The 24,859-nt window shown below is 42.3% G+C and carries 43 protein-coding genes; 41 read left to right on the top strand and 2 right to left on the bottom strand.

Annotated elements, in window-relative coordinates:
• Position 1 precedes the first annotated feature (1 nt).
• The 39 genes from rplC to M3196_RS20515 all read left to right on the top strand — a co-directional run bounded on the left by rplC (position 2) and on the right by M3196_RS20515 (position 22,005).
• Complete coding sequence (gene rplC, locus M3196_RS20705; RefSeq protein ID WP_077365514.1) at positions 2-640, top strand: 50S ribosomal protein L3; 639 nt, start codon at positions 2-4, stop codon at positions 638-640.
• Between the two features lie 17 nt (positions 641-657).
• A complete protein-coding gene (gene rplD / locus M3196_RS20700) occupies positions 658-1,281 on the top strand; it encodes a 50S ribosomal protein L4 (protein ID WP_251324204.1) in 624 nt (207 codons plus the stop codon).
• A complete protein-coding gene (gene rplW / locus M3196_RS20695; protein ID WP_066237959.1) occupies positions 1,281-1,568 on the top strand; it encodes a 50S ribosomal protein L23 in 288 nt (95 codons plus the stop codon). The genes rplD and rplW overlap by 1 nt, the downstream gene beginning before the upstream one ends.
• 28 nt (positions 1,569-1,596) lie before the next feature.
• Entirely contained in the window at positions 1,597-2,427 is an 831-nt protein-coding gene (gene rplB, locus M3196_RS20690; protein ID WP_251324203.1) for a 50S ribosomal protein L2, read from the top strand.
• A gap of 57 nt (positions 2,428-2,484) precedes the next feature.
• Positions 2,485-2,763 carry a 30S ribosomal protein S19 gene (gene rpsS, locus M3196_RS20685; protein ID WP_066285535.1) on the top strand — a complete coding sequence of 93 codons (279 nt, stop codon included), beginning with the start codon at positions 2,485-2,487 and terminating at the stop codon, positions 2,761-2,763.
• 19 nt (positions 2,764-2,782) lie between these two features.
• Positions 2,783-3,124 carry a 50S ribosomal protein L22 gene (gene rplV, locus M3196_RS20680; protein ID WP_066237948.1) on the top strand — a complete coding sequence of 114 codons (342 nt, stop codon included), beginning with the start codon at positions 2,783-2,785 and terminating at the stop codon, positions 3,122-3,124.
• A gap of 3 nt (positions 3,125-3,127) precedes the next feature.
• The gene (gene rpsC / locus M3196_RS20675) at positions 3,128-3,787 is read left to right on the top strand and encodes a 30S ribosomal protein S3 (protein WP_077365518.1); all 660 of its coding nucleotides are present in this window, start codon (positions 3,128-3,130) and stop codon (positions 3,785-3,787) included.
• A 2-nt stretch (positions 3,788-3,789) separates the two neighbouring features.
• Positions 3,790-4,224 carry a 50S ribosomal protein L16 gene (rplP, locus tag M3196_RS20670; RefSeq protein WP_066237943.1) on the top strand — a complete coding sequence of 145 codons (435 nt, stop codon included), beginning with the start codon at positions 3,790-3,792 and terminating at the stop codon, positions 4,222-4,224.
• A complete protein-coding gene (gene rpmC / locus M3196_RS20665; protein ID WP_066237940.1) occupies positions 4,214-4,417 on the top strand; it encodes a 50S ribosomal protein L29 in 204 nt (67 codons plus the stop codon). Before rplP ends, rpmC begins: the two co-directional genes overlap by 11 nt.
• Before the next feature lie 22 nt (positions 4,418-4,439).
• Positions 4,440-4,703: a 30S ribosomal protein S17 gene (gene rpsQ, locus M3196_RS20660; protein ID WP_251324202.1), complete on the top strand. Its 264-nt coding sequence runs from the start codon at positions 4,440-4,442 to the stop codon at positions 4,701-4,703.
• Between the two features lie 45 nt (positions 4,704-4,748).
• The gene (gene rplN / locus M3196_RS20655) at positions 4,749-5,117 is read left to right on the top strand and encodes a 50S ribosomal protein L14 (RefSeq protein WP_066237936.1); all 369 of its coding nucleotides are present in this window, start codon (positions 4,749-4,751) and stop codon (positions 5,115-5,117) included.
• Positions 5,118-5,173: 56 nt separating this feature from the next.
• Positions 5,174-5,485: a 50S ribosomal protein L24 gene (rplX, locus tag M3196_RS20650; RefSeq protein WP_066294477.1), complete on the top strand. Its 312-nt coding sequence runs from the start codon at positions 5,174-5,176 to the stop codon at positions 5,483-5,485.
• Positions 5,486-5,511: 26 nt separating this feature from the next.
• Positions 5,512-6,051, top strand: coding sequence for a 50S ribosomal protein L5 (rplE, locus tag M3196_RS20645; protein ID WP_251324201.1), 540 nt, complete (start codon positions 5,512-5,514; stop codon positions 6,049-6,051).
• A gap of 24 nt (positions 6,052-6,075) precedes the next feature.
• Positions 6,076-6,261 (top strand): type Z 30S ribosomal protein S14, encoded by a 186-nt coding sequence (locus tag M3196_RS20640; protein WP_222464034.1) that lies wholly within the window; start codon positions 6,076-6,078, stop codon positions 6,259-6,261.
• Between the two features lie 32 nt (positions 6,262-6,293).
• A complete protein-coding gene (gene rpsH, locus M3196_RS20635) occupies positions 6,294-6,692 on the top strand; it encodes a 30S ribosomal protein S8 (protein ID WP_066285549.1) in 399 nt (132 codons plus the stop codon).
• Between the two features lie 24 nt (positions 6,693-6,716).
• Positions 6,717-7,256 (top strand): 50S ribosomal protein L6, encoded by a 540-nt coding sequence (gene rplF / locus M3196_RS20630; RefSeq protein WP_251324200.1) that lies wholly within the window; start codon positions 6,717-6,719, stop codon positions 7,254-7,256.
• Positions 7,257-7,287: 31 nt separating this feature from the next.
• Positions 7,288-7,650 carry a 50S ribosomal protein L18 gene (rplR, locus tag M3196_RS20625; protein WP_066237916.1) on the top strand — a complete coding sequence of 121 codons (363 nt, stop codon included), beginning with the start codon at positions 7,288-7,290 and terminating at the stop codon, positions 7,648-7,650.
• Positions 7,651-7,664: 14 nt separating this feature from the next.
• Positions 7,665-8,165 carry a 30S ribosomal protein S5 gene (gene rpsE, locus M3196_RS20620; protein ID WP_066285555.1) on the top strand — a complete coding sequence of 167 codons (501 nt, stop codon included), beginning with the start codon at positions 7,665-7,667 and terminating at the stop codon, positions 8,163-8,165.
• Between the two features lie 14 nt (positions 8,166-8,179).
• The gene (gene rpmD, locus M3196_RS20615) at positions 8,180-8,368 is read left to right on the top strand and encodes a 50S ribosomal protein L30 (RefSeq protein ID WP_066285557.1); all 189 of its coding nucleotides are present in this window, start codon (positions 8,180-8,182) and stop codon (positions 8,366-8,368) included.
• Positions 8,369-8,399: 31 nt separating this feature from the next.
• Positions 8,400-8,840: a 50S ribosomal protein L15 gene (gene rplO / locus M3196_RS20610; RefSeq protein WP_251324199.1), complete on the top strand. Its 441-nt coding sequence runs from the start codon at positions 8,400-8,402 to the stop codon at positions 8,838-8,840.
• Positions 8,840-10,141, top strand: a complete 1,302-nt coding sequence (gene secY, locus M3196_RS20605; RefSeq protein ID WP_251324198.1) for a preprotein translocase subunit SecY — start codon at positions 8,840-8,842, stop codon at positions 10,139-10,141. The genes rplO and secY overlap by 1 nt, the downstream gene beginning before the upstream one ends.
• A 71-nt stretch (positions 10,142-10,212) precedes the next feature.
• Positions 10,213-10,866, top strand: coding sequence for an adenylate kinase (locus tag M3196_RS20600; protein WP_251324197.1), 654 nt, complete (start codon positions 10,213-10,215; stop codon positions 10,864-10,866).
• On the top strand, positions 10,863-11,609 hold the full coding sequence (map, locus tag M3196_RS20595) for a type I methionyl aminopeptidase (protein ID WP_251324196.1): 747 nt from the start codon (positions 10,863-10,865) through the stop codon (positions 11,607-11,609). Before M3196_RS20600 ends, map begins: the two co-directional genes overlap by 4 nt.
• A 14-nt stretch (positions 11,610-11,623) precedes the next feature.
• Positions 11,624-11,947, top strand: coding sequence for a KOW domain-containing RNA-binding protein (locus M3196_RS20590; protein WP_251324195.1), 324 nt, complete (start codon positions 11,624-11,626; stop codon positions 11,945-11,947).
• Positions 11,940-12,158, top strand: coding sequence for a translation initiation factor IF-1 (gene infA / locus M3196_RS20585; RefSeq protein WP_066237890.1), 219 nt, complete (start codon positions 11,940-11,942; stop codon positions 12,156-12,158). The genes M3196_RS20590 and infA overlap by 8 nt, the downstream gene beginning before the upstream one ends.
• A 34-nt stretch (positions 12,159-12,192) precedes the next feature.
• Positions 12,193-12,306, top strand: coding sequence for a 50S ribosomal protein L36 (gene rpmJ, locus M3196_RS20580; RefSeq protein WP_007203526.1), 114 nt, complete (start codon positions 12,193-12,195; stop codon positions 12,304-12,306).
• 21 nt (positions 12,307-12,327) lie between these two features.
• A complete protein-coding gene (gene rpsM / locus M3196_RS20575; RefSeq protein WP_066285569.1) occupies positions 12,328-12,693 on the top strand; it encodes a 30S ribosomal protein S13 in 366 nt (121 codons plus the stop codon).
• Between the two features lie 20 nt (positions 12,694-12,713).
• Positions 12,714-13,109, top strand: a complete 396-nt coding sequence (gene rpsK, locus M3196_RS20570; RefSeq protein WP_066237883.1) for a 30S ribosomal protein S11 — start codon at positions 12,714-12,716, stop codon at positions 13,107-13,109.
• 143 nt (positions 13,110-13,252) lie between these two features.
• On the top strand, positions 13,253-14,197 hold the full coding sequence (locus M3196_RS20565) for a DNA-directed RNA polymerase subunit alpha (RefSeq protein ID WP_251324194.1): 945 nt from the start codon (positions 13,253-13,255) through the stop codon (positions 14,195-14,197).
• Positions 14,198-14,255: 58 nt separating this feature from the next.
• Positions 14,256-14,618 (top strand): 50S ribosomal protein L17, encoded by a 363-nt coding sequence (rplQ, locus tag M3196_RS20560; protein ID WP_066285577.1) that lies wholly within the window; start codon positions 14,256-14,258, stop codon positions 14,616-14,618.
• Positions 14,619-15,003: 385 nt separating this feature from the next.
• A complete protein-coding gene (locus M3196_RS20555; RefSeq protein ID WP_251324193.1) occupies positions 15,004-15,834 on the top strand; it encodes an energy-coupling factor ABC transporter ATP-binding protein in 831 nt (276 codons plus the stop codon).
• Positions 15,819-16,685, top strand: a complete 867-nt coding sequence (locus M3196_RS20550) for an energy-coupling factor ABC transporter ATP-binding protein (protein WP_251324192.1) — start codon at positions 15,819-15,821, stop codon at positions 16,683-16,685. Before M3196_RS20555 ends, M3196_RS20550 begins: the two co-directional genes overlap by 16 nt.
• Before the next feature lie 4 nt (positions 16,686-16,689).
• The gene (locus tag M3196_RS20545) at positions 16,690-17,487 is read left to right on the top strand and encodes an energy-coupling factor transporter transmembrane component T family protein (RefSeq protein WP_251324191.1); all 798 of its coding nucleotides are present in this window, start codon (positions 16,690-16,692) and stop codon (positions 17,485-17,487) included.
• 15 nt (positions 17,488-17,502) lie between these two features.
• Positions 17,503-18,255, top strand: coding sequence for a tRNA pseudouridine(38-40) synthase TruA (gene truA, locus M3196_RS20540; protein ID WP_251324190.1), 753 nt, complete (start codon positions 17,503-17,505; stop codon positions 18,253-18,255).
• A gap of 150 nt (positions 18,256-18,405) precedes the next feature.
• Positions 18,406-18,843: a 50S ribosomal protein L13 gene (rplM, locus tag M3196_RS20535; protein WP_066285587.1), complete on the top strand. Its 438-nt coding sequence runs from the start codon at positions 18,406-18,408 to the stop codon at positions 18,841-18,843.
• Between the two features lie 17 nt (positions 18,844-18,860).
• Positions 18,861-19,253, top strand: a complete 393-nt coding sequence (gene rpsI, locus M3196_RS20530; RefSeq protein ID WP_066237857.1) for a 30S ribosomal protein S9 — start codon at positions 18,861-18,863, stop codon at positions 19,251-19,253.
• 390 nt (positions 19,254-19,643) lie between these two features.
• A complete protein-coding gene (locus M3196_RS20525; RefSeq protein ID WP_251324189.1) occupies positions 19,644-20,084 on the top strand; it encodes a DUF2521 family protein in 441 nt (146 codons plus the stop codon).
• A gap of 62 nt (positions 20,085-20,146) precedes the next feature.
• Positions 20,147-20,872 (top strand): N-acetylmuramoyl-L-alanine amidase CwlD, encoded by a 726-nt coding sequence (gene cwlD, locus M3196_RS20520; protein ID WP_251324188.1) that lies wholly within the window; start codon positions 20,147-20,149, stop codon positions 20,870-20,872.
• Positions 20,873-20,961: 89 nt separating this feature from the next.
• Positions 20,962-22,005 (top strand): P-loop NTPase, encoded by a 1,044-nt coding sequence (locus M3196_RS20515; protein ID WP_251324187.1) that lies wholly within the window; start codon positions 20,962-20,964, stop codon positions 22,003-22,005.
• Between the two features lie 26 nt (positions 22,006-22,031).
• On the opposite strand, the gene gerD is transcribed toward M3196_RS20515, so the two are convergent.
• Positions 22,032-22,655 carry a spore germination lipoprotein GerD gene (gene gerD, locus M3196_RS20510; RefSeq protein ID WP_251324186.1) on the bottom strand — a complete coding sequence of 208 codons (624 nt, stop codon included), beginning with the start codon at positions 22,653-22,655 and terminating at the stop codon, positions 22,032-22,034.
• Positions 22,656-22,802: 147 nt separating this feature from the next.
• Between gerD and M3196_RS20505 the strand changes: the two genes are divergently transcribed.
• On the top strand, positions 22,803-23,405 hold the full coding sequence (locus M3196_RS20505) for a KinB-signaling pathway activation protein (protein WP_251324185.1): 603 nt from the start codon (positions 22,803-22,805) through the stop codon (positions 23,403-23,405).
• 23 nt (positions 23,406-23,428) lie between these two features.
• Here the strand turns inward: M3196_RS20505 and pdaB are convergent, their stop codons facing one another.
• A complete protein-coding gene (gene pdaB / locus M3196_RS20500; protein ID WP_251324184.1) occupies positions 23,429-24,190 on the bottom strand; it encodes a polysaccharide deacetylase family sporulation protein PdaB in 762 nt (253 codons plus the stop codon).
• A gap of 164 nt (positions 24,191-24,354) precedes the next feature.
• Between pdaB and M3196_RS20495 the strand changes: the two genes are divergently transcribed.
• Positions 24,355-24,564: a hypothetical protein gene (locus M3196_RS20495; RefSeq protein WP_251324208.1), complete on the top strand. Its 210-nt coding sequence runs from the start codon at positions 24,355-24,357 to the stop codon at positions 24,562-24,564.
• Positions 24,565-24,859 lie beyond the last annotated feature (295 nt).

The raw sequence follows: 24,859 nt of genomic DNA, 5'->3' as shown, positions 1-24,859 counted from the left end.
AATGACCAAAGGAATCTTAGGTAAAAAAATTGGTATGACTCAAGTTTTCGCTGAAAACGGAGATCTTATCCCAGTTACTGTAGTAGAAGTAACTCCTAACGTTGTTCTTCAAAAGAAATCCGTAGAGAACGATGGCTACGAAGCTATCCAGCTTGGATTTGACGATAGAAAAGAATCTCGTACGATTAAGCCGCAAGCAGGTCATGCTGCTAAAGCTAGCACGAGCCCTAAGCGCTACGTTAAGGAATTCCGCAATGTTGATGCTGCGGGATACGAAGTTGGTCAGGAAGTCAAGGTTGATATTTTTGCAGAAGGTGACGCTGTAGACGTTACTGGTACATCTAAAGGAAAAGGATTCCAAGGTGTTATCAAGCGTCACGGGCAATCACGCGGGCCAATGAGCCACGGTTCCCGTTACCACCGTCGTCCTGGTTCTATGGGTGCAGTTGACCCTAACCGTGTTTTCAAAGGGAAAGCATTGCCTGGACGCACTGGCGGAGACACAGTAACTGTACAAAACTTAGAAGTTGTTAGAGTTGATACAGAACGTAATCTTCTATTGATCAAAGGTAACGTACCTGGAGCGAAAAAGAGCTACGTTACAATTAACTCTGCTGTTAAAGCAAAGGATGCTAAATAAGGAAGGAGGACAATCTGATGCCAAAAGTAGCATTATTTAAACAAGATGGTACTCAAGCTGGCGATATCGAATTAAACGATTCCGTTTTCGGTATTGAACCAAATAAAAGCGTGCTTTTCGACGCTGTTATTATGCAGCAAGCATCACAGCGCCAAGGAACTCATGATGTAAAGAACCGTTCCGAAGTTGCTGGTGGTGGACGCAAGCCATGGAAACAGAAAGGTACTGGACGTGCTCGTCAAGGATCTATCCGTTCTCCACAATGGGTTGGCGGTGGAGTGGTTTTCGGACCTACACCAAGAAGCTATTCTTTCAAATTACCTAAGAAGGTTCGTCGCTTAGCTATTAAATCAGCGCTATCTTCTAAGGTTCTAGATAACGACTTGATCGTATTAGAAGGACTTGCATTCGACGCTCCTAAAACAAAGGAAATGAAGCAAGTGCTTGCAAATCTATCCGCAGATCGTAAAGCATTAGTTGTAACAGCTGATTACAATGACGCTGTTGCATTATCTGCACGTAACATCCCAGGCGTAACAGTTGTTACGGCTAACGGCGTTAGTGTTCTTGACGTGTTAAACCACGACAAGCTTCTTATGACTAAAGACGCTGTGGAAAAAGTAGGGGAGGTGCTCGCATAATGGAAGCTCGTGATGTGATTAAGCGCCCCGTTATTACAGAGCGTTCTACTGAAATAATGGCTGACAAAAAATACACGTTCGAAGTGAACCCTCGTGCTACTAAGACTCAAATCAAAGGTGCACTAGAAGAAATCTTTGGCGTAAAAGTACAAACAGTAAACACTGCTAACTACAAAGGTAAGTTCAAGCGTGTAGGCCGTCATACTGGTTATACATCTAAACGTAAAAAAGCAGTTGTTACATTAACTCCAGAAAGCAAAGAACTCGACTTTTTTGAAGGAGTTTAAAAAGAACTCGTAAAGGAGGGAAATTACAATGGGTATCAAAAAGTTTAAACCGACAACTAACGGTCGTCGTAACATGTCTCAGCTTGACTTTGCTGAAATCACGACTGACCAACCAGAAAAATCCTTGCTTGCTCCACTTAGCAAAAAAGCTGGTCGTAACAACCAAGGTAAACTAACTGTTCGTCACCAAGGTGGTGGACATAAGCGTAAGTATCGTATCATCGATTTCAAACGTAACAAAGATGGAATACCAGGTCGCGTTGCTACAATCGAGTACGATCCAAACCGTACTGCTAACATCGCTCTTATCCACTACGCAGATGGTGAGAAGCGTTATATCCTAGCTCCTAAAGGAATTCAAGTAGGACAAGAAATTATGTCTGGACCTGAAGCTGATATCAAAGTGGGTAACTCACTTCCATTAGCTAACATTCCTGTAGGTTCTACAATTCACAACATCGAACTTAAGCCTGGTAAGGGTGGACAATTAGCTCGTTCAGCTGGTGCTGAAGCTCAACTTCTTGGTAAAGAAGAAAGATATGCGCTCGTTCGTCTAGGTTCTGGTGAAGTTCGTATGATCCTACTTACTTGCCGTGCAACAATCGGTCAAGTTGGTAACTTAGAACATGAACTTGTAAACGTTGGTAAAGCAGGTCGTTCTCGTTGGAAGGGTATCCGCCCAACAGTTCGTGGTTCTGTAATGAACCCTAACGATCACCCGCACGGTGGTGGTGAAGGACGCGCTCCAATCGGACGTAAATCACCAATGTCTCCATGGGGTAAACCAACTCTTGGATATAAAACTCGTAAGAAAAACAGCCAAACTGACAAGTACATTGTACGTCGTCGCAAAAAATAATGTGATTGTCCTACGGTTCAATCGAGCCGTAGCGCAAACACAAAGGGAGGTTCTCAAATGGGTCGCAGTTTGAAAAAAGGGCCTTTTGTAGATGACCACTTGATGAAAAAGGTCGAGGCACTTAATGAATCTAACGACAAGAAAGTAGTTAAAACTTGGTCTCGTCGTTCTACGATTTTCCCTGACTTCATCGGTCACACAATCGCTGTTTATGATGGTCGTAAGCACGTGCCGGTATATGTAACTGAAGATATGGTCGGACACAAGTTAGGTGAATTTGCACCTACTCGTACTTACAAAGGCCATGCAGCTGATGATAAGAAAACAAGACGTTAATTGAGGGGAGGTACACAAAATGGAAGCAAAAGCAATTGCTAAACAAGTGCGTATTGCTCCTCGTAAAGCTCGTATCGTTATCGACTTGATTCGAGGCAAGCAAGTAGGTGAAGCACTTGCGATTCTACGTTTGACGCCTAAAGCAGCTTCTCCTGTAATCGAAAAGGTGCTTAAGTCTGCTATCGCAAACGCAGAACACAACTATGAAATGGAACCGAACAACCTAGTGATTAAGCAAGCGTTCGTTGATGAAGGAATTACTCTTAAGAGATTCCGTCCACGTGCCATGGGTCGTGCGAGCCGTATCAACAAACGTACTAGCCACATCACAATCGTTGTTTCTGAAAAGAAGGAGGGTTAAGACGTGGGTCAAAAAGTAAATCCAACAGGTCTACGTATTGGCGTCATCCGTGACTGGGATTCTAAATGGTACGCAGAAAAGGATTACGCTAATCTTTTACATGAAGACATTAAGATCCGTTCTTATATTGAAAAGCGTCTAAAAGATGCTGCTGTATCAGGTATCGAGATCGAACGTGCAGCTAATCGTGTAAATATCACAATCAAAACTGCTAAACCAGGAATGGTAATCGGTAAAGGTGGATCCGAAGTAGAAGCACTTCGTAAAGCTCTTAACGATATGACTGGCAAGCGAGTTCATGTTAACATCTTTGAAATTAAGCAAGCAGACGTTGATGCTAAGCTAGTTGCTGAAAACATCGCTCGTCAACTTGAAAATCGTGTATCTTTCCGTCGTGCAATGAAGCAGGCGATCCAACGTGCAATGCGTATGGGTGCGAAAGGGATCAAAACTCAAGTATCAGGCCGTCTTGGCGGAGCTGATATCGCTCGTTCTGAACATTATAGTGAAGGTACTGTTCCTCTTCACACACTTCGTGCAGATATCGACTATGGTACTGCTGAAGCAGACACAACTTACGGTAAGCTTGGAATTAAAATCTGGATTTATCGTGGTGAGGTCCTTCCAACAAGAGGAACGAAAAAAGAGGAAGGAGGCAAATAATTATGTTATTGCCAAAACGTGTTAAATATCGTCGTGAACACCGCGGTAAAATGCGTGGGAACGCTAAAGGCGGTACAGAAGTTCATTTCGGAGAATTCGGTTTGCAAGCTCTAGAAGCTAGCTGGATTACTAACCGTCAGATCGAAGCTGCTCGTATTGCGATGACTCGTTATATGAAGCGTGGCGGTAAAGTATGGATCAAAATTTTCCCTTCTAAGCCTTACACTGCAAAGCCTCTAGAAGTCCGAATGGGTTCCGGTAAAGGTGCTCCTGAAGGATGGGTAGCAGTAGTTAAGCCAGGAAAAGTTATGTTTGAAATCGCTGGTGTCTCTGAAGAAGTGGCACGCGAAGCGTTGCGTCTTGCAGCACACAAACTTCCTGTAAAATGTAAGTTTGTTAAACGCGAAGAAGTGGGTGGTGACACAAATGAAGGCTAATGATATTCGTAACCTGACCACTGCAGAAGTTGAACAAAAAGCAAAAGCACTTAAAGAAGAGCTTTTTAACCTTCGTTTCCAACTAGCGACAGGTCAATTAGAAAACCCGGCCCGCATTCGTGAAGTTCGTAAAGCAATTGCCCGTGCAAAAACGGTTTTACGTGAAAGAGAGCTTGGGATTACTAACGGTTAATTCTTGAGAGGAGGTTCGCACAATGAGTGAACGTAACCAGCGCAAGGTGTACACTGGTCGTGTTGTTTCTGACAAGATGGACAAAACGATTACAGTACTTGTTGAAACATACAAGACACACTCTTTATATAACAAGCGCGTTAAATACTCTAAAAAGTTAAAAGCGCATGATGAAAACAACACTGCTAAGATTGGTGATATCGTTAAGATTATGGAAACGCGTCCGCTTTCCAAAGACAAGCGATTCCGTTTGGTAGAAGTTGTTCAAGAAGCAGTAATTATTTAATAAATTGTTCGGATTATACTCATATCCGAAAGGAGGTCCATTCGCATGATTCAACAAGAATCCCGTTTGAGAGTAGCTGATAACTCTGGTGCGAAAGAACTGCTTTGCATTAAAGTTCTTGGTGGTTCTGGTCGTAAGTACGCTAACGTTGGTGACATTATCGTTTGTTCGGTTAAATCCGCAACACCAGGTGGCGTTGTTAAGAAAGGTGACGTTGTTAAAGCGGTAGTGGTACGTTCTAAGCGTGGTATGCGCCGTAACGACGGATCTTACATCCGTTTTGATGAGAACGCAGCTGTAATCGTTAAGGATGACAAAGGTCCTCGAGGAACTCGTATCTTCGGACCTGTAGCACGTGAGCTTCGTGACAAGCAATTTATGAAAATCGTTTCTCTTGCTCCAGAAGTTCTTTAATATATTTACTAGCAAGGCTCTTATTGTCTTGTAAGGAGGTGCAACTCACAATGCCATTGCATGTGAAAAAAGGCGATAAAGTTCAAGTTATTTCTGGCAAGGATAAAGGCAAACAAGGTGTGATCCTTGAAGCTTATCCAAAGCTAAACAGAGTGCTTGTAGAAGGCGTGAACGTTGTTAAAAAACACGCAAAACCTTCTCAGGCTAATCCGCAAGGCGGAATTCTTAGCCAAGAAGCACCAATTCATGCTTCTAACGTAATGCCTCTTGACCCTAAAACTGGTGCTCCTACTCGTGTAGGCTACAATGTAGTTGATGGGAAAAAAGTTCGTGTGGCCAAAAAATCTGGTGAAACCCTAGATAAATAAGTCTCAGAGTGAAAGGAGGACACATAATGAACCGTCTACAAGAGCGATATAAATCAGAGATCTTACCATCTCTTATGGAAAAGTTTAATTACACTTCAGTAATGCAAGTACCAAAGATTGAAAAAATCGTTATCAACATGGGTGTTGGTGAAGCAGTTACTAACTCTAAAGTGTTAGATACAGCAGTAGAGGAACTTACAGCAATCACTGGTCAAAAGCCTGTGATTACTCGTGCCAAGAAATCTATCGCTGGATTCAAGCTTCGTGAAGGTATGCCGATCGGATCAAAAGTTACACTTCGCGGAGAGCGCATGTATGACTTCCTTGATAAATTGATCAGCGTTTCCCTTCCACGTGTTCGTGACTTCCGCGGGGTTTCTAAGAAATCTTTCGACGGTCGCGGTAACTACACACTAGGTGTTAAAGAACAATTGATCTTCCCTGAGATCGATTATGATAAAGTAAACAAAGTTCGCGGAATGGACATCGTTATTGTAACGACTGCGAACACTGACGAGGAAGCTCGCGAGCTTCTAACACAAGTCGGAATACCATTCCAAAAATAACCTTTAGCCAAAGGAGGTTTACCCGTGGCAAAGAAGTCAATGATTGCTAAGCAACAACGCAAGCAAAAGTTCCAAGTGCAAGAGTACACGCGCTGTGAACGTTGCGGGCGTCCTCATTCAGTAATCCGCAAGTTCAAATTATGTCGTATTTGTTTCAGAGAACTTGCTCACAAAGGTCAAATTCCTGGCGTTAAAAAAGCCAGCTGGTAATACCCTGAAAAAAGGGAAGGAGGTAACTAGTAATGGTTATGACAGATCCAATAGCAGATATGCTTACTCGTATCCGCAACGCTAACACTGTTCGTCACGATAAGTTGGAGCTTCCTGCTTCTAATATGAAAAAAGAAATCGCAGAAATCCTTAAGCGTGAAGGCTTTGTTCGCGATGTGGAGTATGTTGAGGACAGCAAACAAGGAATGATTCGTATCTTCCTTAAGTACGGTTCTAACAATGAGCGTGTAATCTCAGGTCTTAAGCGTATCTCAAAGCCTGGTTTACGTGTTTATGCAAAATCAAGTGAACTTCCACGTGTTCTTGGAGGACTTGGAATTGCAATCGTATCTACTTCTAAAGGCATTATGACTGATAAAGAAGCTCGCCAATCACAAATGGGCGGCGAAGTACTAGCGTACGTTTGGTAATAAAAAGCGAATGGAGGTGTCATCATGTCTCGCGTAGGTAACAAACCGATAGAAGTTCCAGGCGGCGTTACGATCACTGTTGCATCTGACAACACTGTATCTGTAAAAGGCCCTAAAGGTGAACTTTCTCGCACATTTAATGCTGACATTAAAATTAATCAACAAGATAACTTAATTACAGTGGAACGCCCGAGCGACCACAAAGAGCACCGTGCATTGCATGGTACTACTCGCAGCGTATTGAACAACATGGTTATTGGTGTAACAAACGGTTATGAAAGAGCTCTTGAAATTATCGGGGTTGGATATCGTGCTTCCAAAGCTGGTAACAAGCTTGTACTTAACGTTGGTTACTCACACCCAGTTGAAATCGTTCCTGAACAAGGAATCGACATCGAAGTACCTTCTAACACGAAGGTAATCGTTAAGGGTATTGACAAGCAACGTGTTGGTGAAGTTGCTGCAAACATCCGTTCAGTTCGTTCACCTGAGCCTTACAAAGGTAAAGGTATTCGTTACGAAGGTGAATTCGTTCGCCGTAAAGAAGGTAAGACTGGTAAATAAAGCCGTTAGGTAGCGGAAAGGAGTGCAAAGGATGATCACGAAAGCAGATAAGAATGTCGCTCGTAAGAAAAGACATGCTCGTGTTCGCCGCGTTGTAAGCGGAACAGCACAACGTCCTCGTTTGAACGTATTCCGTTCTACAAAGCACATCTATGCTCAATTGATCGATGATCAAGCAGGTGTAACAATTGTATCTGCATCTTCCCTTGATAAAGGTGTAAGTGTAGAAAACGGTGGAAACGTAGATGCTGCTAAAGCGATTGGTCAAGAAATCGCTAAGCGCGCAGTTGAAAAAGGAATCAAATCGGTAGTATTTGACCGAGGCGGATATTTATATCACGGACGTATTAAAGCATTAGCAGACGCAGCTCGCGAAGCTGGGTTAGAATTTTAATCGAAGGAGGGAACCTGATGCGTATCGACCCTAACAAACTTGAACTTGAAGAACGCGTCGTTACGGTTAACCGTGTAGCTAAAGTAGTAAAAGGTGGACGTCGTTTCCGCTTTGCTGCAGTGGTTGTCGTAGGTGACAAAAATGGTCACGTTGGATTCGGTACTGGTAAAGCCCAAGAGGTACCAGAAGCGATCCGTAAGGCGATTGAAGATGCTAAGAAAAACTTAGTAACTGTACCGATCGTAAAAACAACAATTCCTCACCAAGTAGTTGGACGTTTTGGAGCAGGTAACGTATTTTTAAAGCCTGCATCTGAAGGTACTGGGGTAATTGCTGGTGGACCTGTACGTGCGGTATTGGAGCTTGCTGGTGTAGGTGACATCCTTTCTAAGTCACTTGGATCTAACAACCCAATCAACATGGTTCGTGCAACAATCGAAGGATTGAAAAATTTAAAGCGTGCTGAAGACGTTGCGAAACTTCGTGGCAAATCAGTACAAGAGCTTTTAGGTTAAGGAGGGAATTTTAGATGGCTAAGAAATTAGAAATCACCCTCACTCGCAGTGTTATCGGCCGTCCGGAAAACCAGCGTGTTGTTGTTAAGACACTAGGTTTGCGCAAAATGCACCAGACAGTTGTGCACGAAGATAACGCGGCTATCCGCGGTATGGTTAACAAGGTATCTCACCTTTTAACAGTGAAAGAATTAGAAGCTTAATAAGATAAATAAATCATGAGGAGGTGCTCAGATGAAACTTCATGAGTTGAAGCCATCAGAAGGATCCCGTAAAGTTCGCAACCGTCTTGGTCGCGGTATCGGATCAGGAAATGGTAAAACAAGTGGTCGAGGACATAAAGGTCAAAACTCACGTTCAGGCGGTGGAGTAAGACCAGGATTCGAGGGTGGACAAAATCCACTAGCACGTCGTTTACCGAAGCGAGGATTCACAAACCCTACTCGTAAAGAGTATGCAGTTGTTAATCTTGAGAAGCTTGTACGTTTTGAAGAGGGCACAGTGGTAACTCCTGAACTTCTTCTTGAAACAGGAGTAGTAAGCAATCTTAAAAACGGTATTAAAGTTTTAGGTAATGGCAAGTTGGATGTTAAGCTTACAGTTAAGGCGCACAAATTCTCTGTTTCTGCTAAAGAAGCAATTGAAGCAGCGGGCGGAAAAACTGAGGTGATCTAATGTTCCAGACAATCTCCAACATTATACGTGTGGGTGATCTGAGAAACAAAATATTGTTTACACTTGCAATGCTGGTGGTGTTCCGTCTTGGAACATTCATCCCAGTACCTGGTGTAAATCGCGATGTATTGAAATTCAGTACAGGCGACAGTGCTAACATTTTTGGTTTTTTAAATACGTTTGGCGGTGGAGCGTTACAAAACTTCTCCATTTTCGCTATGGGTATCATGCCGTATATCACAGCATCGATCATCGTGCAGCTTTTGCAGATGGACGTTGTGCCAAAGTTTACGGAGTGGAGTAAGCAAGGTGAAGTAGGGCGAAAGAAATTAGCTCAGTTCACACGTTATGGAACGATCGTTCTTGGTTTTATCCAGGCAATCGGTATGTCTATCGGTTTTAACAATCTTTTTCCAGGACTTATTCAAAACCCTAGCATGACTACGTATCTATTTATCGCGTTAGTTTTAACTGCAGGTACTGCATTCTTAATGTGGTTGGGTGAGCAGATTACCCTTAAAGGGATTGGAAACGGAATTTCAGTTCTGATTTTTGCGGGGATTGTCGCGGCTATTCCTACAGCAGTTAACCAGCTTTTCACAACGCAATTTGAAGGCGGAAGCGATCAGTTATTCATGCATATCGTAACGATTGTACTGCTTGCTCTTGCGATTGTACTCATTATTATGGGTGTTATCTTTATTCAACAAGGTGTTCGGAAAATCCCGATTCAGTATGCAAAACGGGTCGTTGGAACAAAGCCTGTTGGCGGCCAGTCTACTCATCTTCCGATTAAAGTTAACGCAGCAGGTGTTATCCCGGTTATCTTCGCGATTTCCTTGATCATCACACCAAGAACTGTTGCTGGCTTCTTCGGACAGAATGATGTTACGACTTGGATTATCAACACGTTTGACTATACGAAACCAGTCGGAATGATTATATATGCGCTCCTTATCATCGGATTCTCGTATTTCTATACGTTTATCCAGGTGAATCCGGAGCAAATGGCGGAAAACTTAAAGAAGCAGGGTGGATACATTCCTGGCATTCGTCCAGGAGCTAACACTCAAACTTATATAACAAGAATTCTGTATCGATTAACGTTTGTTGGATCTCTATTCCTGGCTGCGATCGCAGTACTTCCAGTTGTCTTTACAGCAATTCCAGGTTTGAACCTTCCGCCAGCCATTCAAATTGGTGGAACAAGCTTGCTGATTGTTGTAGGTGTTGCATTAGACACCATGAAGCAAATTGAGAGCCAGCTGATCAAGCGGCACTACAAAGGCTTCATTAAATAAGGGCGAGGGAAGATCATTCTTCCCAACATGCTCTGTTTAAAAAAGACGATTGTGATCTATGGAGGGATTAGATGTATCTAGTCTTAATGGGATTGCCCGGAGCAGGTAAGGGTACTCAAGCGGAAAGAATTGTTGAGAAATACGGAATTCCACATATCTCTACTGGAGATATGTTCCGAGCAGCAATTAAAGAGGAGACTCCTCTTGGACTTGAGGCAAAATCGTACATGGATGCGGGTAACCTCGTTCCTGACGAAGTTACGATCGGTATCGTACGTGACCGACTTTCTAAAAAGGACTGCGAAAAAGGATTTTTACTAGATGGATTCCCTCGGACAGTTGCCCAAGCGGAAGCTCTGGAAGAGATCACGAACGAGCTGGACAGGAAGATTGATTATGTTTTAAACATATCAGTAGATTCCGAAAAGCTCATGCAGCGATTAACAGGTCGTCGGATTTGCCAAACATGCGGAAGCACGTATCATGTAATATTCAACCCGCCAAAGGTTGAAGGAGTATGTGATAAAGACGGCGGTACGCTTATCCAACGTCAAGATGATAATGAAGAGACCGTTCGAAACCGTTTAGATGTAAACATGAAGCAGGCTAAACCACTGCTTGATTTTTATGGTGATAAAGGTTACCTGAAAAACATTAATGGTGATCAGGATATCGACAAAGTCTTTCAAGACATTGACCAACTTATTGGGGGATTGGCGAAATGATAATCTGCAAAACACCGCGAGAGATTGAAATCATGCGGGAGGCAGGTCGCATCGTTGCCTTAACTCATCAAGAGTTAAAAAAACACATTAAGCCTGGCATAACTACTAAGGAACTGGACAAAATTGCTGATAAGTTTATCCGCAGCCAAGGTGCAATTCCTTCATTTAAAAACTATAATGGTTTTAGTGGAAGCATCTGTGCTTCTGTAAATGAAGAGCTTGTGCATGGGATACCAGGTAAACGCGTACTGAACCATGGCGACATTATCTCTATAGATATAGGGGCGAAGTACAACGGATACCACGGTGATTCCGCTTGGACGTATGGGGTCGGAGAGATTTCTGAAGAAGCTCAAAAACTTCTGGATGTAACCGAAGAGTCTTTGTATAGAGGACTTGAAAAAGCAAAAGCCGGTGCCCGGTTAACTGACATTTCTCATGAGATACAAAAGTATGCTGAGGAAGAAGGTTTTTCTGTAGTCCGCGAGTATGTAGGACACGGAATAGGCCAGGACTTGCATGAGGACCCGCAGATTCCTCACTATGGACCGCCTGGTAAAGGGCCGTTACTGAAAAAGGGCATGGTTCTGGCAGTAGAACCAATGATTAATGCGGGAACTCGCTATGTTCGAACATTATCCGATAACTGGACGGTTGTCACAACGGATGGCAAATGGTGTGCTCACTTTGAACATACAATTGTCATTACGGAGGAAGGCTTTGAAATCTTAACAAAGATCTAGGTGAAGGTGATGAGATGGTAAGCGAATCTGATTCGGTACCGAATTTAGGACAGATGGTTCGGATACTTAAAGGAAGAGACGCAGATCGGTTGGGTGTTATAGTCGGCATTCTCGATGGACGTTTTGTTCTCGTAGCCGATGGCGACAAGCGCAAGTTCGATCGCGCCAAACGAAAAAACCTAAACCATTTAGAGCTGCTGGATTTTATTTCTCCGGAAGTTGTTAAAAGCATTCTTGAAACAGGTCGTGTAACCAATGGCAAATTGCGTTATGCAGTAGCGAAGTTTTCCGACGAGAAAGTCATTGCTCTGAAGAAGGGAGATCAAGTCGATGGCTAAAGATGATGTTATTGAGGTAGAAGGAACGGTTATCGAGCCTTTGCCGAACGCCATGTTTCGTGTTGAACTAGAAAACGGACACAAAGTTCTAGCGCACGTTTCTGGAAAGATTCGTATGCACTATATCCGAATTCTTCCAGGAGATAAAGTAACCGTAGAATTGTCTCCGTATGACTTATCACGTGGTCGTATAACGTATCGTTTTAAATAATCAATGTACTCCGTGACATAAGGAGGTTATAAAAATGAAGGTAAGACCATCAGTCAAGCCAATATGTGAAAAGTGTAAAGTGATTCGCCGCAGAGGCACTGTAATGGTGATCTGTGAAAATCCGAAACATAAACAAAAACAAGGTTAATATACAGGAGGTGCAAAAATTATGGCACGTGTTGCAGGTGTAGATATTCCTCGTGATAAGCGAGTAGTAATCTCATTAACATACATCTTCGGTATCGGAAAAACAAAAGCACAGCAAATTCTTGCTCAAGCTGGCGTTTCTGAAGATACACGCGTTCGTGATCTTACTGAAGATGAATTAAACAAAATCCGCGAAGTCATCGATGGACACAAAGTGGAGGGTGACCTTCGCCGTGAAGTTTCTTTAAACATCAAGCGTCTAATCGAGATCGGAGCATATCGTGGTGTTCGTCATCGTCGTGGATTACCAGTACGTGGTCAAAACACGAAGAACAACTCTCGTACTCGTAAAGGACCTCGTCGTACTGTAGCGAATAAGAAAAAGTAAGTAAAGGAGGTAAACTCTAAATGGCAAAAGCACGTAAGACTAATACACGTAAGCGTCGTGTCAAAAAGAATGTTGAAGTCGGCGTAGCACATATCCGTTCTACATTCAACAACACGATCATTACTATTACTGACACGCACGGGAATGCAATCTCTTGGGCGACTGCTGGTCACCTAGGATTCAAAGGTTCTCGTAAGTCTACTCCGTTCGCAGCACAAATGGCAGCTGAAACAGCTGGTAAAACTGCAATGGAACATGGAATGAAGACGTTGGAAGTATCCGTTAAAGGACCTGGAGCTGGACGTGAAGCAGCAATCCGTGCCCTTCAAGCGGTAGGCTTAGAAGTAACAGCTATTCGTGATGTTACTCCTGTACCTCACAACGGTTGCCGTCCGCCAAAACGTCGTCGTGTGTAACGATATACACGGTATATAATTCCTTAACTTGTCTATAATGGTTATAGTAAAAGTTTTGGCAAGAGATAAGTCGGAATGCCTATGGGGAATTTCGGCTGGGACAATCCAGCCGAGATTCGACGTTTGAAGGAGGGTTCAGTTGAATGATCGAAATCGAAAAGCCAAGAATTGAGACGGTTGAAATCAGCGACGATGCCACATACGGAAAGTTTGTTGTTGAGCCACTTGAACGTGGATACGGGACTACACTAGGCAACTCCTTGCGTCGTATCTTGTTGTCCTCACTACCTGGTGCAGCAGTTACATCTATTCAGATTAATGGCGTATTGCATGAATTCTCAACAGTTGAAGGTGTAGTTGAAGATGTTACAACAATCATCTTAAACTTGAAGAAGCTTGCAATGAAGATTTATTCTGATGAAGAAAAGACACTTGAAATCGACATAAAAGGTGAAGGCGTCGTAACAGCTGGAGACATTACTCATGACAGCGATGTAGAAATCCTTAATCCGGATCTTTATATCGCAACACTTGCAAAGGGAGCTCATTTCCAAATGAAGCTTCATGCTAAACGTGGTCGTGGTTATGTACAGGCAGAAGGCAATAAACGCGAAGACCTGCCTATCGGTGTTATTCCTGTTGATTCAATTTACACACCAATTTCTCGTGTGAATTATCAAGTAGAAAACACTCGTGTAGGACAAGTAACAAACTATGATAAGCTAACGCTTGATGTATGGACAGATGGGAGCATTCGTCCAGAGGAAGCAGTTTCTCTTGGTGCGAAGATCATTAGCGAACATTTAAACATTTTTGTTGGCTTAACAGATCAAGCTCAGAACGCTGAGATTATGGTGGAAAAAGAAGAAGACCAAAAGGAAAAAGTTCTAGAGATGACTATTGAAGAACTTGATCTTTCTGTTCGTTCTTATAACTGCCTAAAGCGTGCTGGCATTAATACAGTACAAGAACTTGCGAATAAGTCTGAAGAAGACATGATGAAAGTGCGCAACCTTGGCAAGAAGTCACTTGAAGAAGTTCAAGAAAAGCTTGATGAGCTGGGTCTTTCATTACGCGCTGACGATTAATTCGTAATACGCGCTTTTTCAAGACGAGAGAGAAATGCGCAGAGGAGGGAATACAAGCATGGGATACCAAAAGTTAGGTCGTGTATCTGCGGTTCGTAAAGCAATGCTTCGTGATTTAGCTACTGATTTAATCATCAACGAGCGTATTGAAACTACAGAAGCACGTGCAAAAGAAGTTCGTAAATTTGCTGAAAAAATGATTACGCTTGGTAAGCGTGGAGACCTTCATGCTCGCCGTCAAGCTGCATCGTTCCTTCGTAACGAAGTAGCAGACAGTGAGTCTGGCCAAAGATCTCTTCAAAAGCTTTTCAGTGATCTTGCACCTCGCTATGCTGAGCGTAACGGTGGTTACACTCGCATCGCAAAAATCGGCCCTCGCCGTGGTGATGGTGCACCAATGGTTATCATTGAATTAGTATAATAAACGTTACTTAAAGGGCGGGATCAAGTCTTCGATGACAATCTTGCCCTTTTTTATTTGTTTTGAAGGCTGATTCATGGATGATATGTGGAAGAGTTGATTTGCGCTCCAGGTGCTCGCTTTCCGCGGGGCGGGCGGTGAGCCTCCTTGCGCTTTGCGCCTTTAGGAGTCTCACCTGTCCCACTCGTCCCGCAGGAGTCTCTCACCCTCCGCTCCAATCAACTTAGTCAATGATGATTAAAAAAAACCTTTAAAAGCTCTATCTGAACAGGCATTGATTGTTATGCTTTAAGTTTATAATCAAAGCTATGAGTATCAGAGCTTTTTAAAACTAACGAGAGCAGAGAGCAGCTTAGAATAGCGACAGCTAAGAGGAGGATGTCACATGGAAAACATCATTTCGGTTAAAGATGTGACCTTTTTTTATCCAGGAGAAGAGACAGCTACATTAAAGAATGTAAGCTTAGACGTATATAAAGGCGAGTGGCTTTCAATTGTAGGCCATAACGGATCAGGTAAGTCTACGTTGGCAAAATTGCTGAACGGGCTGCTGCTGCCTAATGAGGGTACTGTCCATGTATCTGAGTTTGTCACAGCCCGTCAGGATGACATCTGGGAAATCCGCAGGCAAGTAGGCATGGTCTTTCAGAATCCAGATAATCAATTTGTCGGGACAAGTGTTCAAGACGATATTGCCTTCGGACTGGAAAACTTCGGTGTTCCGCGGGAAGAGATGATTAAGCGCATCAATGAAAGTGTTGAGCGTGTTGGAATGCAAGCTTTTTTGAACCAGGAACCCCATCAGCTATCCGGAGGCCAGAAGCAAAGAGTAGCCATCGCAGGTATCCTTGCACAAAAGCCGTCCGTTATTGTTTTAGATGAAGCTACTTCTATGCTTGACCCGATCGGCAGGATTGAAGTGATGGAGACAGTTCGTGAACTGAATCAGAAGGAAGGCATAACCGTTATCTCGATTACTCACGATTTAGAGGAAGCGCTAAGTGCAGACAGAGTCGTAGTCATGAAAATGGGGGAAAAGGCAGCAGCAGGGAAACCTGAAACGATTTTTCAGCAGCGTGAATTGCTGAAGTCAGCTGGTCTGGATTTACCGTTTTCACTAAAATTAAGCGAAGCTCTCCGCCAAGAAGGGGTCGAGCTTGATAAAGGCTATTTAACGCAGGAAGAGCTGGTGGATGCATTATGGAAATTAGCATAAAGCAACTCGAACATCGTTACATGCAAGGAACACCCTTTGAAAGACGTGCTCTTCATGATGTGAATCTTCAAATACCTGATGAAACATTTCTTGCGCTTATCGGGCATACGGGGTCAGGTAAATCTACGCTTATTCAGCACTTGAATGGTTTATTAAAGCCTTCTGCAGGTTCAATTAAAATGGGTAACACCATTCTAGAAGCTGGAGGGAAGAAACAAGATCTAAAGCCGCTTCGCAAAAAGGCAGGAATCGTATTTCAATATCCCGAGCATCAGCTGTTTGAAGAAACGGTTGAAAAGGACATCATGTTTGGTCCCAGAAACTTTGGCATGTCAGAAGAGGAAGCGAAAAGAACAGCTTCAAATGTTATCGAGATGGTAGGGCTTCCGCAAACAGTGTTAAGCAAATCACCATTTGATCTGAGTGGAGGGCAAATGCGAAGAGTAGCAATAGCAGGTGTTCTTGCTATGAATCCGGAAGTCCTGATACTGGATGAGCCGACCGCCGGACTTGATCCATCCGGCAGGGTTGAAATCATGGAGTTGTTTTACGAACTTCACCAAAAAAATAAATTAACGACGGTCCTCGTAACGCATAGCATGGAGGATGCCTCCAAATATGCAGATGAGATTGCAGTCATGCACAAAGGCGAACTTTATTTGCACGGAAAGCCTAATGAGATTTTTAATGAGAGAAAAGCACTGCAAGAAGCAGGGTTAGATGTTCCTGAAACCGTTCAATTTCTTTTAAAATGGAACGAGAAGTCAGGTCAGGATCTCTCACTTTCAGCATTTACAATTGAGGAACTTGCTAAAAGTTTAGGACAAGCTCTCAAGAAGAGGGGGAGCTGACGAGATGCTGCAAAACGTTATTATTGGTCAATATTACCCTGCGTCGTCTCCCTTGCACCGGATGGATTCACGCTCAAAGCTGATTGCTGCATTCTTTTATTTGTTTATTGTCTTTCTTGCAAACAACTGGATCACATATGGCTTACTGATCGCCTTTACCGCTGTGACGATCTCGGCGTCTAAAGTTCCGCTCCGTTATTTATATAAAGGGCTGAAGCCGATCCTTATCCTTGTTGTATTTACGATGCTTTTGCATATCTTTTTAACTAAAGAAGGGGACGTGCTCTATAAAGCTGGCTGGTTTGAAATATACGAGGGCGGAATAATTCAAGGTATCTTTATAGCAATGAGACTTCTTTTGCTTGTTTTAATGACATCGCTATTGACGCTGACAACTACTCCGATCGATATTACGGATGGACTGGAGCATCTGCTTGGACCGTTGAAAAAATGGAAACTGCCTGTTCATGAGTTTGCCTTGATGATGTCAATTTCGCTTCGTTTTATCCCAACGCTTTTACAAGAGACAGAGAAGATCATGAAAGCACAAATGGCTCGCGGTGCTGATTTTACAAGTGGTCCGATAAAAGAACGGGCAAAGGCCTTTGTTCCCCTGCTGGTTCCTTTATTTGTATCTTCGTTTAAGCGGGCTGAGGAACTGGCGCTAGCTATGGAAGCAAGAGGGTACCGTGGCGGAGAAGGAAGAACAAGGTTAAGAGCACTCCAGTGGCATAGCCGTGATACATTTGCCTTAGTGCTGCTTATCTCGCTCACACTTTCGCTATTTCTATTACGCAGTTAAAAAGGAGAAGGAACAATGGCTCGTATGAAAGTAACCGTAGCTTATGACGGTACAGACTTTGCCGGATACCAAATACAGCCTATGGGAAGAACAGTGCAAGGCACGATTCAGTCTGTTCTTCAAAAGATGCATAAAGGAGAGGCTGTCAACATTTCAGCCTCTGGCCGTACTGACGCAGGGGTGCACGCGACGGGCCAGGTATTTCATTTTGATACAGACTTAATCATACCTGCTGATGCCTGGAGCAAAGCCTTAAATGCTATGCTGCCTGACGACATTTATATTAAAGATGTGGAAGAGGTAAGCGAATCCTTTCATTCCCGGTTTTCAGCACGGAGCAAAGAATACCATTACAAGCTGCTCATCCGAAAAGAGCCTGATGTTTTTCAAAGGAATCACATGTTTCATTATCCGTATCCATTAAACATTAGCCATATAAAAAAAGCATGCGGGTACTTTCTTGGTACTCACGATTTTACTTCTTTTTCATCTGCCCGTTCAGAGGTAGCGGATAAGGTAAGGACGATCTTTGCTTTGGAAGTGCTTGAAGAAGAAGAGTTTCTGACATTTAAAATAAGAGGCAGCGGCTTTTTGTATAATATGGTAAGGATTATTGCAGGAACACTTTTAGAGGTTGGACAGGGCAAAAGAAAGCCTGAGGAGATTTTGACGATTATAGCAGGTCAAGACCGTGCATTAGCGGGAAAAACAGCTCCTGCTCACGGACTATATTTACATCAGGTAAATTACCAAGATAAACCTGAATAATATTTAGGATACGCTTGACATCGTTGTTTATATATTATAAGATATTATTTGGTATTTCTAAAGATATCGTCCACATGCCCCGGAGATATTTTGGGAAATGTTCACATTGAATATAATTGAATTTGATTGAAGATACAGGAGGGAAAACACATGCGTACGACTTTCATGGCGAAAGCTTCTGAAGTAGAACGTAAATGGTTTGTGATCGACGCTGAAGGCAAGACTCTTGGACGTCTATCCAGTGAAGTTGCTTCTATCCTTCGCGGTAAGCATAAGCCTATTTATACACCACACGTTGATACTGGTGATCACGTGATCATCATCAACGCAGAAAAGATCGAATTAACAGGTAAGAAATTGACTGACAAAATTTATTACCGCCACACTGGACACCCAGGTGGACTTCGTACGAGAACTGCATTAGAAATGCGTACAACTCGTCCGGTTCAAATGCTTGAGCTAGCAATCAAAGGTATGCTTCCAAAGAACAGCCTTGGTCGCCAAATGTTCAAAAAGCTTCACGTATATGCTGGAGCTGAGCACAACCATCAAGCACAAAAACCTGAAAACTACGAGTTACGCGGATAAAAAAGGAGGGTATTTACGTGGCACAAGTACAATATTATGGCACTGGACGTCGTAAGCACTCCGTAGCACGTGTACGATTAGTTCCTGGTGAAGGCCGTATCGTTATCAACGGACGTGACATAGACGAATTTTTCGGATTAGAAACATTAAAGCTTATCGTTAAGCAACCACTTAACACAACTGAAACAACTGATAAGTATGACGTATTAGTAACTGTTCATGGCGGTGGATACACTGGACAAGCAGGAGCTATCCGTCACGGTATCTCTCGTGCGCTTCTAGAAGCAGATCCAGAGTACCGCGGTTCACTTAAAGCAGCTGGATTCCTTACTCGTGACGCTCGTATGAAAGAGCGTAAGAAGTACGGACTTAAAGGCGCTCGTCGTGCACCTCAGTTCTCAAAACGTTAATTTTTCAAATACGTTTGTCAAAACCCTGTTCTCTTCGGAGAGCGGGGTTTTTTGTGTTTGTGGATTTTTTTGCACTGAGCTTATAGGGGACGTGCGCATATTTTGTCGAGGATTGTAAACTAGTGGATAAATCACTGTTTCTTGTGGATTGGGTGCAAAAATTCGTGGATTCAAGGGCAGAATTTCTGGATTCAAGGCCAAAACTTTTGGATTCATAATCAAAAAGCCCTGAGTTGAACTGATTTTCTTGATTCAGCAGGTATGATTTTTTTAAGCGATGCCATCTTTTCCCTTACCATCTTTTATGCAGTGTCGTTACTCCGTCGTTTGAGAAAAATAAAGGTATGGAATAACAACAGCGTAAAGAACACGCAGGAAGGGGAGAAAATCGTGGCAATCGTTTTAAATAATTTTAGGGAAAAACAGCGCTATAAAAAAGAAAATTTCGAGCGAAAAGTGCTACGCGATTTATCGCTTGTAAATATAAAAAAGGAATTTCAGCGGTTGTTTCAGCCATTTTTTCAATATTCTCTGTTGTACCAGAATGACATCGAGGATGCTTGTATTGATATGGCTATTGATGCGTATCTGCTCGGGGCTGGCTACAGCCGCTTTGCTTATCACGGAGAAACACTGGAAAAAATTAAAGACCGCGCATATGAAAAACAAAAAGCAATCGCAGACGGACTATTTGAATATTGGCAGTTCTGGTGCTGGGGTACAGAAATGATGATGGAATCACTTCATCTTTGCTGTGAGGCTTATGTTCATGTTTGGTGGATGGAAGGATACCGGAATGGAGAAAAACGTTACCGGATGAAACTTCAATAAGTTATAAATTTCATCTTGTCCCATATACATAGTGATATATGGCTTGTATAGGGGGACAAAACATGAAGAAGTGGGTGAAGGGAGCCGCATTTGCTTTAGGATGCGCAGTCCTTATCTTTATTTTCACCTATCGTTTTTTAGATAATGATTCATGGCGTGCATGGAACTTGCCGCTATCCGGGAAAATTATCGTAATTGATCCGGGTCATGGCGGTGCAGATGGCGGTGCAGTAGGTGATGGAGAAATTTTAGAAAAAGAAATTGCGCTGAATATATCTGTTATGCTGCGTGATTATCTGCAGGAAGCAGGAGCACTTGTTATTATGACCCGTGAAACTGACAAAGACCTTGCAGATAAGGGAACCAAAAGGTTAAGACACCGCAAATGGGAAGATTTGAAAGAACGCAAACGAATTATTAACGAAAATCATGCGGACTTATTTATCAGTATTCATTTAAATTCATTGCCATCATCCAGATGGAGAGGCGCACAAGTTTTTTACCACCCGGGAAGAGAAGAGGGTAAAGCAGTATCATTATTCATTCAAGATGAGATTAAGCGGAATCTTGAAAATACGAACCGGTTTGCTAAATCAATCGAAGGACTTTATCTGCTCCGGACTGCTGAAGTTCCAGGAGCTTTAGTTGAAGTTGGTTTTTTATCAAATCCGACAGAACGAGAATTATTAAAAACAAAATCGTATCAGCAAAAAGTAGCGGCTTCTATCTATCAAGGCATGCTTAGATATTATACAAACGAAACTCCTCCGAAAACTCCTTATGATTAAGGAGTTTTTCTTTTAAAACCGCTTTCATGAAGTTAAAGGGAGGATGTGATATACTGAAGAGGTATTTTACAGGTAAAGGATGTGTCTACGTGCTTACGGAAGAAAAAGTTATTGAGCTGTTAAGTCCTATTCAAGACCCTTATTTACATAAAAGTATAGTGGACTCCGGAAGTATCCGCGAGCTAAAGATAAAAGAAGGCTATGTAGGATTAAAGCTGGGGCTTGCACATACGGGAACACCGGAACAAATGCAGCTTCAGCAGCAGATCGTACAAGTACTAAAGAACGCAGGAGTAGAATCGGTCGGACTGCGCTTTGAAAAAAGAGAAGACGTTCAGACGGATACCCAGCCGCAGCAGCAGACAGGGGCACCAACCCTGCTGTCTGAAAACAGCAAGACTGAGTTTATTGCGATTGCCAGTGGAAAAGGCGGAGTAGGAAAATCAACTGTATCCGTAAACTTAGCGGTTGCACTCTCGAGATTAGGGAAAAAGGTCGGATTAATCGATGCAGACATCTATGGTTTCAGTGTACCTGACATGATGGGGATTACAGAACGTCCTAAAGTAAAAGGAGATAGGATTTTCCCAGTCGAACGATTTGGTGTAAAAGTGATTTCCATGGCATTCTTTGTGGAAGACAACGCACCTGTTATCTGGCGTGGACCGATGTTAGGCAAAATGCTCATGAACTTCTTTAGCGAAGTTGAGTGGGGAGATCTGGATTATGTATTGCTTGATCTGCCTCCTGGAACAGGTGACGTGGCACTAGACGTTCATAAGATGCTTCCGAAATGTAAAGAAATAATCGTAACGACTCCTCATGCTACAGCTGCTTTTGTTGCGGCGAGGGCAGGAACGATGGCGATTAAAACAAACCATCAAGTCCTCGGAATTGTTGAGAACATGGCCTACTTCCAAAGTTCATCTACGGGAGAAAAAGAGTACGTTTTCGGCAAAGATGGAGGCAAGCGCTTAGCAGAAGAGCTAAAGGTTCCTTTACTGGGTCAGATTCCATTAGGCCAGCCTGAAATTAAAGAGGATGATTTTGCGCCGAGTGTATATGAACAGACTCATCCAATCGGTGAACATTATATCAACATGGCAAAAACTATTATTGAAAAAACGAAGTAAAAAAAGCCTCTCTTGATGGGAGGCTTTTACTGTGCGTTTGATTGTTCCTGCTCTTGCTGGTCGCCGCCAGAAGCTTCTTTTTCTTTTTTCGAGATGGACTGATCGATCTCTTCATGAGCTACTTTTTTCAGCATCTCTTGAATCTGAGCTTGAACGATCGGACTTTCAAACGTTTCAAGCATGACTTTTTTCATTTCTTTTCGTACAGGCTGAGTATCCACAAGCCCTAACAATTTTTGTGCCATCTGCGGATTTTGCATGATCTTCATCACTTCAGCCTGATACTGTGGGTCCTTTATTAAATCCTTCATCAGATTTTCATGTTCTTTTCGCATACTTTTTGCAAATGCTGCTGAAAATTTAGGGTCTTTAAAAAGTGTCTGCCAGAACTTCTGGCCTTTCTCGGAAAGAAGCTGCTGCTCGATCGTCTGTTTTATTACTTCTTGATCGATCAGGATTTCCTGTTGAATTTCTTTATCTGATAATACCTCTTTAATAGCCTTTTTTCCGTCATCTGTTTTTAATAAGTCGACAAGCATTTTCTTTGTCGCTTCATAATCAATCTGTGAACTGCCCTGGGCCTCATTTTGAGCACAGCCCGAAAGAGCGGTCAGAATGACACAAAAGAGGAAAATATATATTTTTTTCAACCGAATTCCTCCTCCTTTCATATGGGCTATATATCATTAGGATTGATTTTTAGCACTTATTTATACTGGTTATTTAAAGGAAAACTGGCAATTTAAAAAAGACATTGGTACAATCGTTACGGAGCAAGTTAGAGGGGGAAAACAAGCGTGAAAATCAAAAGTTGGCTCTTTTTATTCATAACCACACTTTTCATCGGAATTGTGAGTGCCATCACAGTAGGTCTTATATTAAAATTTCCTGAAGATAGCAGTGTATTAGAACTTTTATTATATATCTTTGGTTTGATCGGTTTTGGTGCATTGTTCAGCGTTTTTAGCCAGATGGGCTTTTTTGCGTATTTAACTGTACACCGTTTTGGATTAGGTATATTTAAAAGCCATCGCTTATGGAATGGTGTGCAGCTTGTTCTTATCGCAGTTGTATTGTTTGATTTGTTTTATTTAAGATACTCGTCCTTTCATAAAGAAGGGGAAAGCATCGTCAATTATATATTAATTCCGCTGGCGATATTAATCTTTGGCTTAATCATTGCATATGTAAAAGTGAAACAAACGTCCAGTGTAGCTTTCATCCCGACGCTTTTCTTTATTACAGTTGTTACGGTCCTGGAATGGGTACCTGTTTTAAAAGAAAACAACACTTTATCACTTTGGATGGGATTTGTTCCTTTAATGCTTTGTAATACGTATCAAATCTTAATGCTGCACAGATTGCTGCAGAAAAATCAAAAAAAGCCTCTTGCATCATAAATGCAAGGGCTTTTTGCTTTATTTCAGTTAACCTCTTTGCTGCTCGCTTCTGTATTAGCGATCATTTCACTTACGCTTACCAATTTAAAACCGTCGCCTTTTAATTTATCAATAATTTGCGGAAGAGCTTTATGTGTCTGTTTAACGGAATCAGATGCATGGAGCAAGATAATGTCTCCTGCTTTCGTGCCATCTGTTGCTGAATGAACAATCTTGTCTACACCTGGGTTCTTCCAATCCTTCGTATCAATGCTCCAATGCACAACAGTATGATTCAAATCTTCGGAAATTGTAAGAACACGCTCATCAAAATTTCCGTTAGGCGGACGAAGAAGAGAAGTCATTTTACCCGAAACTTTTTTAATTTTTTCCTGAGCTAAGAGGATATCTCTTTTGATTTGTTTATCTTCCCACTCGGTATAGCTTTTATATTGATAGCCGAGACTTGCAACTTCATGTCCATCCTTCACAATGCGTTCAACAATATCAGGATGCCGTTCAGCCCAGGCAGCGGATAAGAAGAACGTGCAATTCTTTACACCTTTTTCTTTTAGAATATCCAGAATTGGTGTTACCCGTTTATCACCCCAGCTGATGTCGAACGTCAGCGACACCTTATTTCCTTGGTCTTCCCCTTTATAAATTGCACGAGGTCCGTCCTTGGATGAAAATACAGATAGCTGCTGCTGACCCACGAATGCGAGGGATGCTGCAAAAAACGCTGCAAACACAACAACCATGTATTGTTTTACTTTCTTGCCGTTTATAACAAAGAAAAATTTCATTTAAGCTTTACCCCCTTGTCCATTCTTCCTTACAAAATATTTATGACCCTCTGGACAAGATATGCCGGATATTTAAGAAAAAGCTTAAAAATAATAACAGGACATAAACGTGGCAATAATGTAAAAGAAAAAATAGCTAAGCGGGGTGCTGTGTTTTGGTAGGAGTGCTTTTAAATCATCAGGAACTGAATGAATTCGAATATGTGTTAAAAAAAGAAATGGAAGAATTAATGTGTGATTTAGAAGATCATAAAATCGATGGAGTTGTAAAATCTGTCCTTGAAGAAAGATACCAAATCATTTATCGTTTATTCTGCCGGTTTGCAAAACCGTCTGATTGCAGAAGGTATTTAAGACAAAAACAAAGAAATTAATTTTTTTCTAAAAAACTATTGACCATAACAAGTCATAGGTGGTATATTATTTCTTGTCGCTTTTACAGCGGCGCTAACAAAACAAATTAAGATTCACTAAAAAAAGCGGTTGACATCAGCCAGCTAACGGTGGTATCTTATAAAAGTCGCCAAAACGAGCGGCACACAAGTTCTTTGAAAACTGAACAAAAGAAATAGGTAAGGAATTACATTTAATTCCGTCAGTTTTAAATCGAGCAAGTCAAACACTTTTATGGAGAGTTTGATCCTGGCTCAGGATGAACGCTGGCGGCGT

Origin of the sequence: Fictibacillus nanhaiensis, from assembly GCF_023715445.1 — a bacterium.
Lineage (GTDB): Bacteria > Bacillota > Bacilli > Bacillales > Fictibacillaceae > Fictibacillus > Fictibacillus nanhaiensis_D.
Note: the sequence above shows the minus strand (reverse complement) of the source record. Positions and strands in the feature narration are given on the sequence as shown.

Coding starts and splice junctions, on each gene's coding strand:
- rplW (WP_066237959.1), top strand. CDS start 1,281: ATGGAAGCTCGTGATGTGATTAAGCGCCCCGTTATTACAGAGCGTTCT.
- M3196_RS20545 (WP_251324191.1), top strand. CDS start 16,690: ATGCTGCAAAACGTTATTATTGGTCAATATTACCCTGCGTCGTCTCCC.
- rplV (WP_066237948.1), top strand. CDS start 2,783: ATGGAAGCAAAAGCAATTGCTAAACAAGTGCGTATTGCTCCTCGTAAA.
- map (WP_251324196.1), top strand. CDS start 10,863: ATGATAATCTGCAAAACACCGCGAGAGATTGAAATCATGCGGGAGGCA.
- rplE (WP_251324201.1), top strand. CDS start 5,512: ATGAACCGTCTACAAGAGCGATATAAATCAGAGATCTTACCATCTCTT.
- rpsH (WP_066285549.1), top strand. CDS start 6,294: ATGGTTATGACAGATCCAATAGCAGATATGCTTACTCGTATCCGCAAC.
- rplO (WP_251324199.1), top strand. CDS start 8,400: ATGAAACTTCATGAGTTGAAGCCATCAGAAGGATCCCGTAAAGTTCGC.
- M3196_RS20565 (WP_251324194.1), top strand. CDS start 13,253: ATGATCGAAATCGAAAAGCCAAGAATTGAGACGGTTGAAATCAGCGAC.
- rpmC (WP_066237940.1), top strand. CDS start 4,214: ATGAAGGCTAATGATATTCGTAACCTGACCACTGCAGAAGTTGAACAA.
- M3196_RS20550 (WP_251324192.1), top strand. CDS start 15,819: ATGGAAATTAGCATAAAGCAACTCGAACATCGTTACATGCAAGGAACA.
- rpsS (WP_066285535.1), top strand. CDS start 2,485: ATGGGTCGCAGTTTGAAAAAAGGGCCTTTTGTAGATGACCACTTGATG.
- rplN (WP_066237936.1), top strand. CDS start 4,749: ATGATTCAACAAGAATCCCGTTTGAGAGTAGCTGATAACTCTGGTGCG.
- secY (WP_251324198.1), top strand. CDS start 8,840: ATGTTCCAGACAATCTCCAACATTATACGTGTGGGTGATCTGAGAAAC.
- rpsM (WP_066285569.1), top strand. CDS start 12,328: ATGGCACGTGTTGCAGGTGTAGATATTCCTCGTGATAAGCGAGTAGTA.
- rplQ (WP_066285577.1), top strand. CDS start 14,256: ATGGGATACCAAAAGTTAGGTCGTGTATCTGCGGTTCGTAAAGCAATG.
- cwlD (WP_251324188.1), top strand. CDS start 20,147: ATGAAGAAGTGGGTGAAGGGAGCCGCATTTGCTTTAGGATGCGCAGTC.
- infA (WP_066237890.1), top strand. CDS start 11,940: ATGGCTAAAGATGATGTTATTGAGGTAGAAGGAACGGTTATCGAGCCT.
- rpsK (WP_066237883.1), top strand. CDS start 12,714: ATGGCAAAAGCACGTAAGACTAATACACGTAAGCGTCGTGTCAAAAAG.
- rplP (WP_066237943.1), top strand. CDS start 3,790: ATGTTATTGCCAAAACGTGTTAAATATCGTCGTGAACACCGCGGTAAA.
- M3196_RS20555 (WP_251324193.1), top strand. CDS start 15,004: ATGGAAAACATCATTTCGGTTAAAGATGTGACCTTTTTTTATCCAGGA.
- M3196_RS20590 (WP_251324195.1), top strand. CDS start 11,624: ATGGTAAGCGAATCTGATTCGGTACCGAATTTAGGACAGATGGTTCGG.
- rplB (WP_251324203.1), top strand. CDS start 1,597: ATGGGTATCAAAAAGTTTAAACCGACAACTAACGGTCGTCGTAACATG.
- rplC (WP_077365514.1), top strand. CDS start 2: ATGACCAAAGGAATCTTAGGTAAAAAAATTGGTATGACTCAAGTTTTC.
- truA (WP_251324190.1), top strand. CDS start 17,503: ATGGCTCGTATGAAAGTAACCGTAGCTTATGACGGTACAGACTTTGCC.
- rpsQ (WP_251324202.1), top strand. CDS start 4,440: ATGAGTGAACGTAACCAGCGCAAGGTGTACACTGGTCGTGTTGTTTCT.
- M3196_RS20600 (WP_251324197.1), top strand. CDS start 10,213: ATGTATCTAGTCTTAATGGGATTGCCCGGAGCAGGTAAGGGTACTCAA.
- rplF (WP_251324200.1), top strand. CDS start 6,717: ATGTCTCGCGTAGGTAACAAACCGATAGAAGTTCCAGGCGGCGTTACG.
- rplR (WP_066237916.1), top strand. CDS start 7,288: ATGATCACGAAAGCAGATAAGAATGTCGCTCGTAAGAAAAGACATGCT.
- rplD (WP_251324204.1), top strand. CDS start 658: ATGCCAAAAGTAGCATTATTTAAACAAGATGGTACTCAAGCTGGCGAT.
- rplM (WP_066285587.1), top strand. CDS start 18,406: ATGCGTACGACTTTCATGGCGAAAGCTTCTGAAGTAGAACGTAAATGG.
- rpmJ (WP_007203526.1), top strand. CDS start 12,193: ATGAAGGTAAGACCATCAGTCAAGCCAATATGTGAAAAGTGTAAAGTG.
- rpmD (WP_066285557.1), top strand. CDS start 8,180: ATGGCTAAGAAATTAGAAATCACCCTCACTCGCAGTGTTATCGGCCGT.
- pdaB (WP_251324184.1), bottom strand. CDS start 24,190: ATGAAATTTTTCTTTGTTATAAACGGCAAGAAAGTAAAACAATACATG.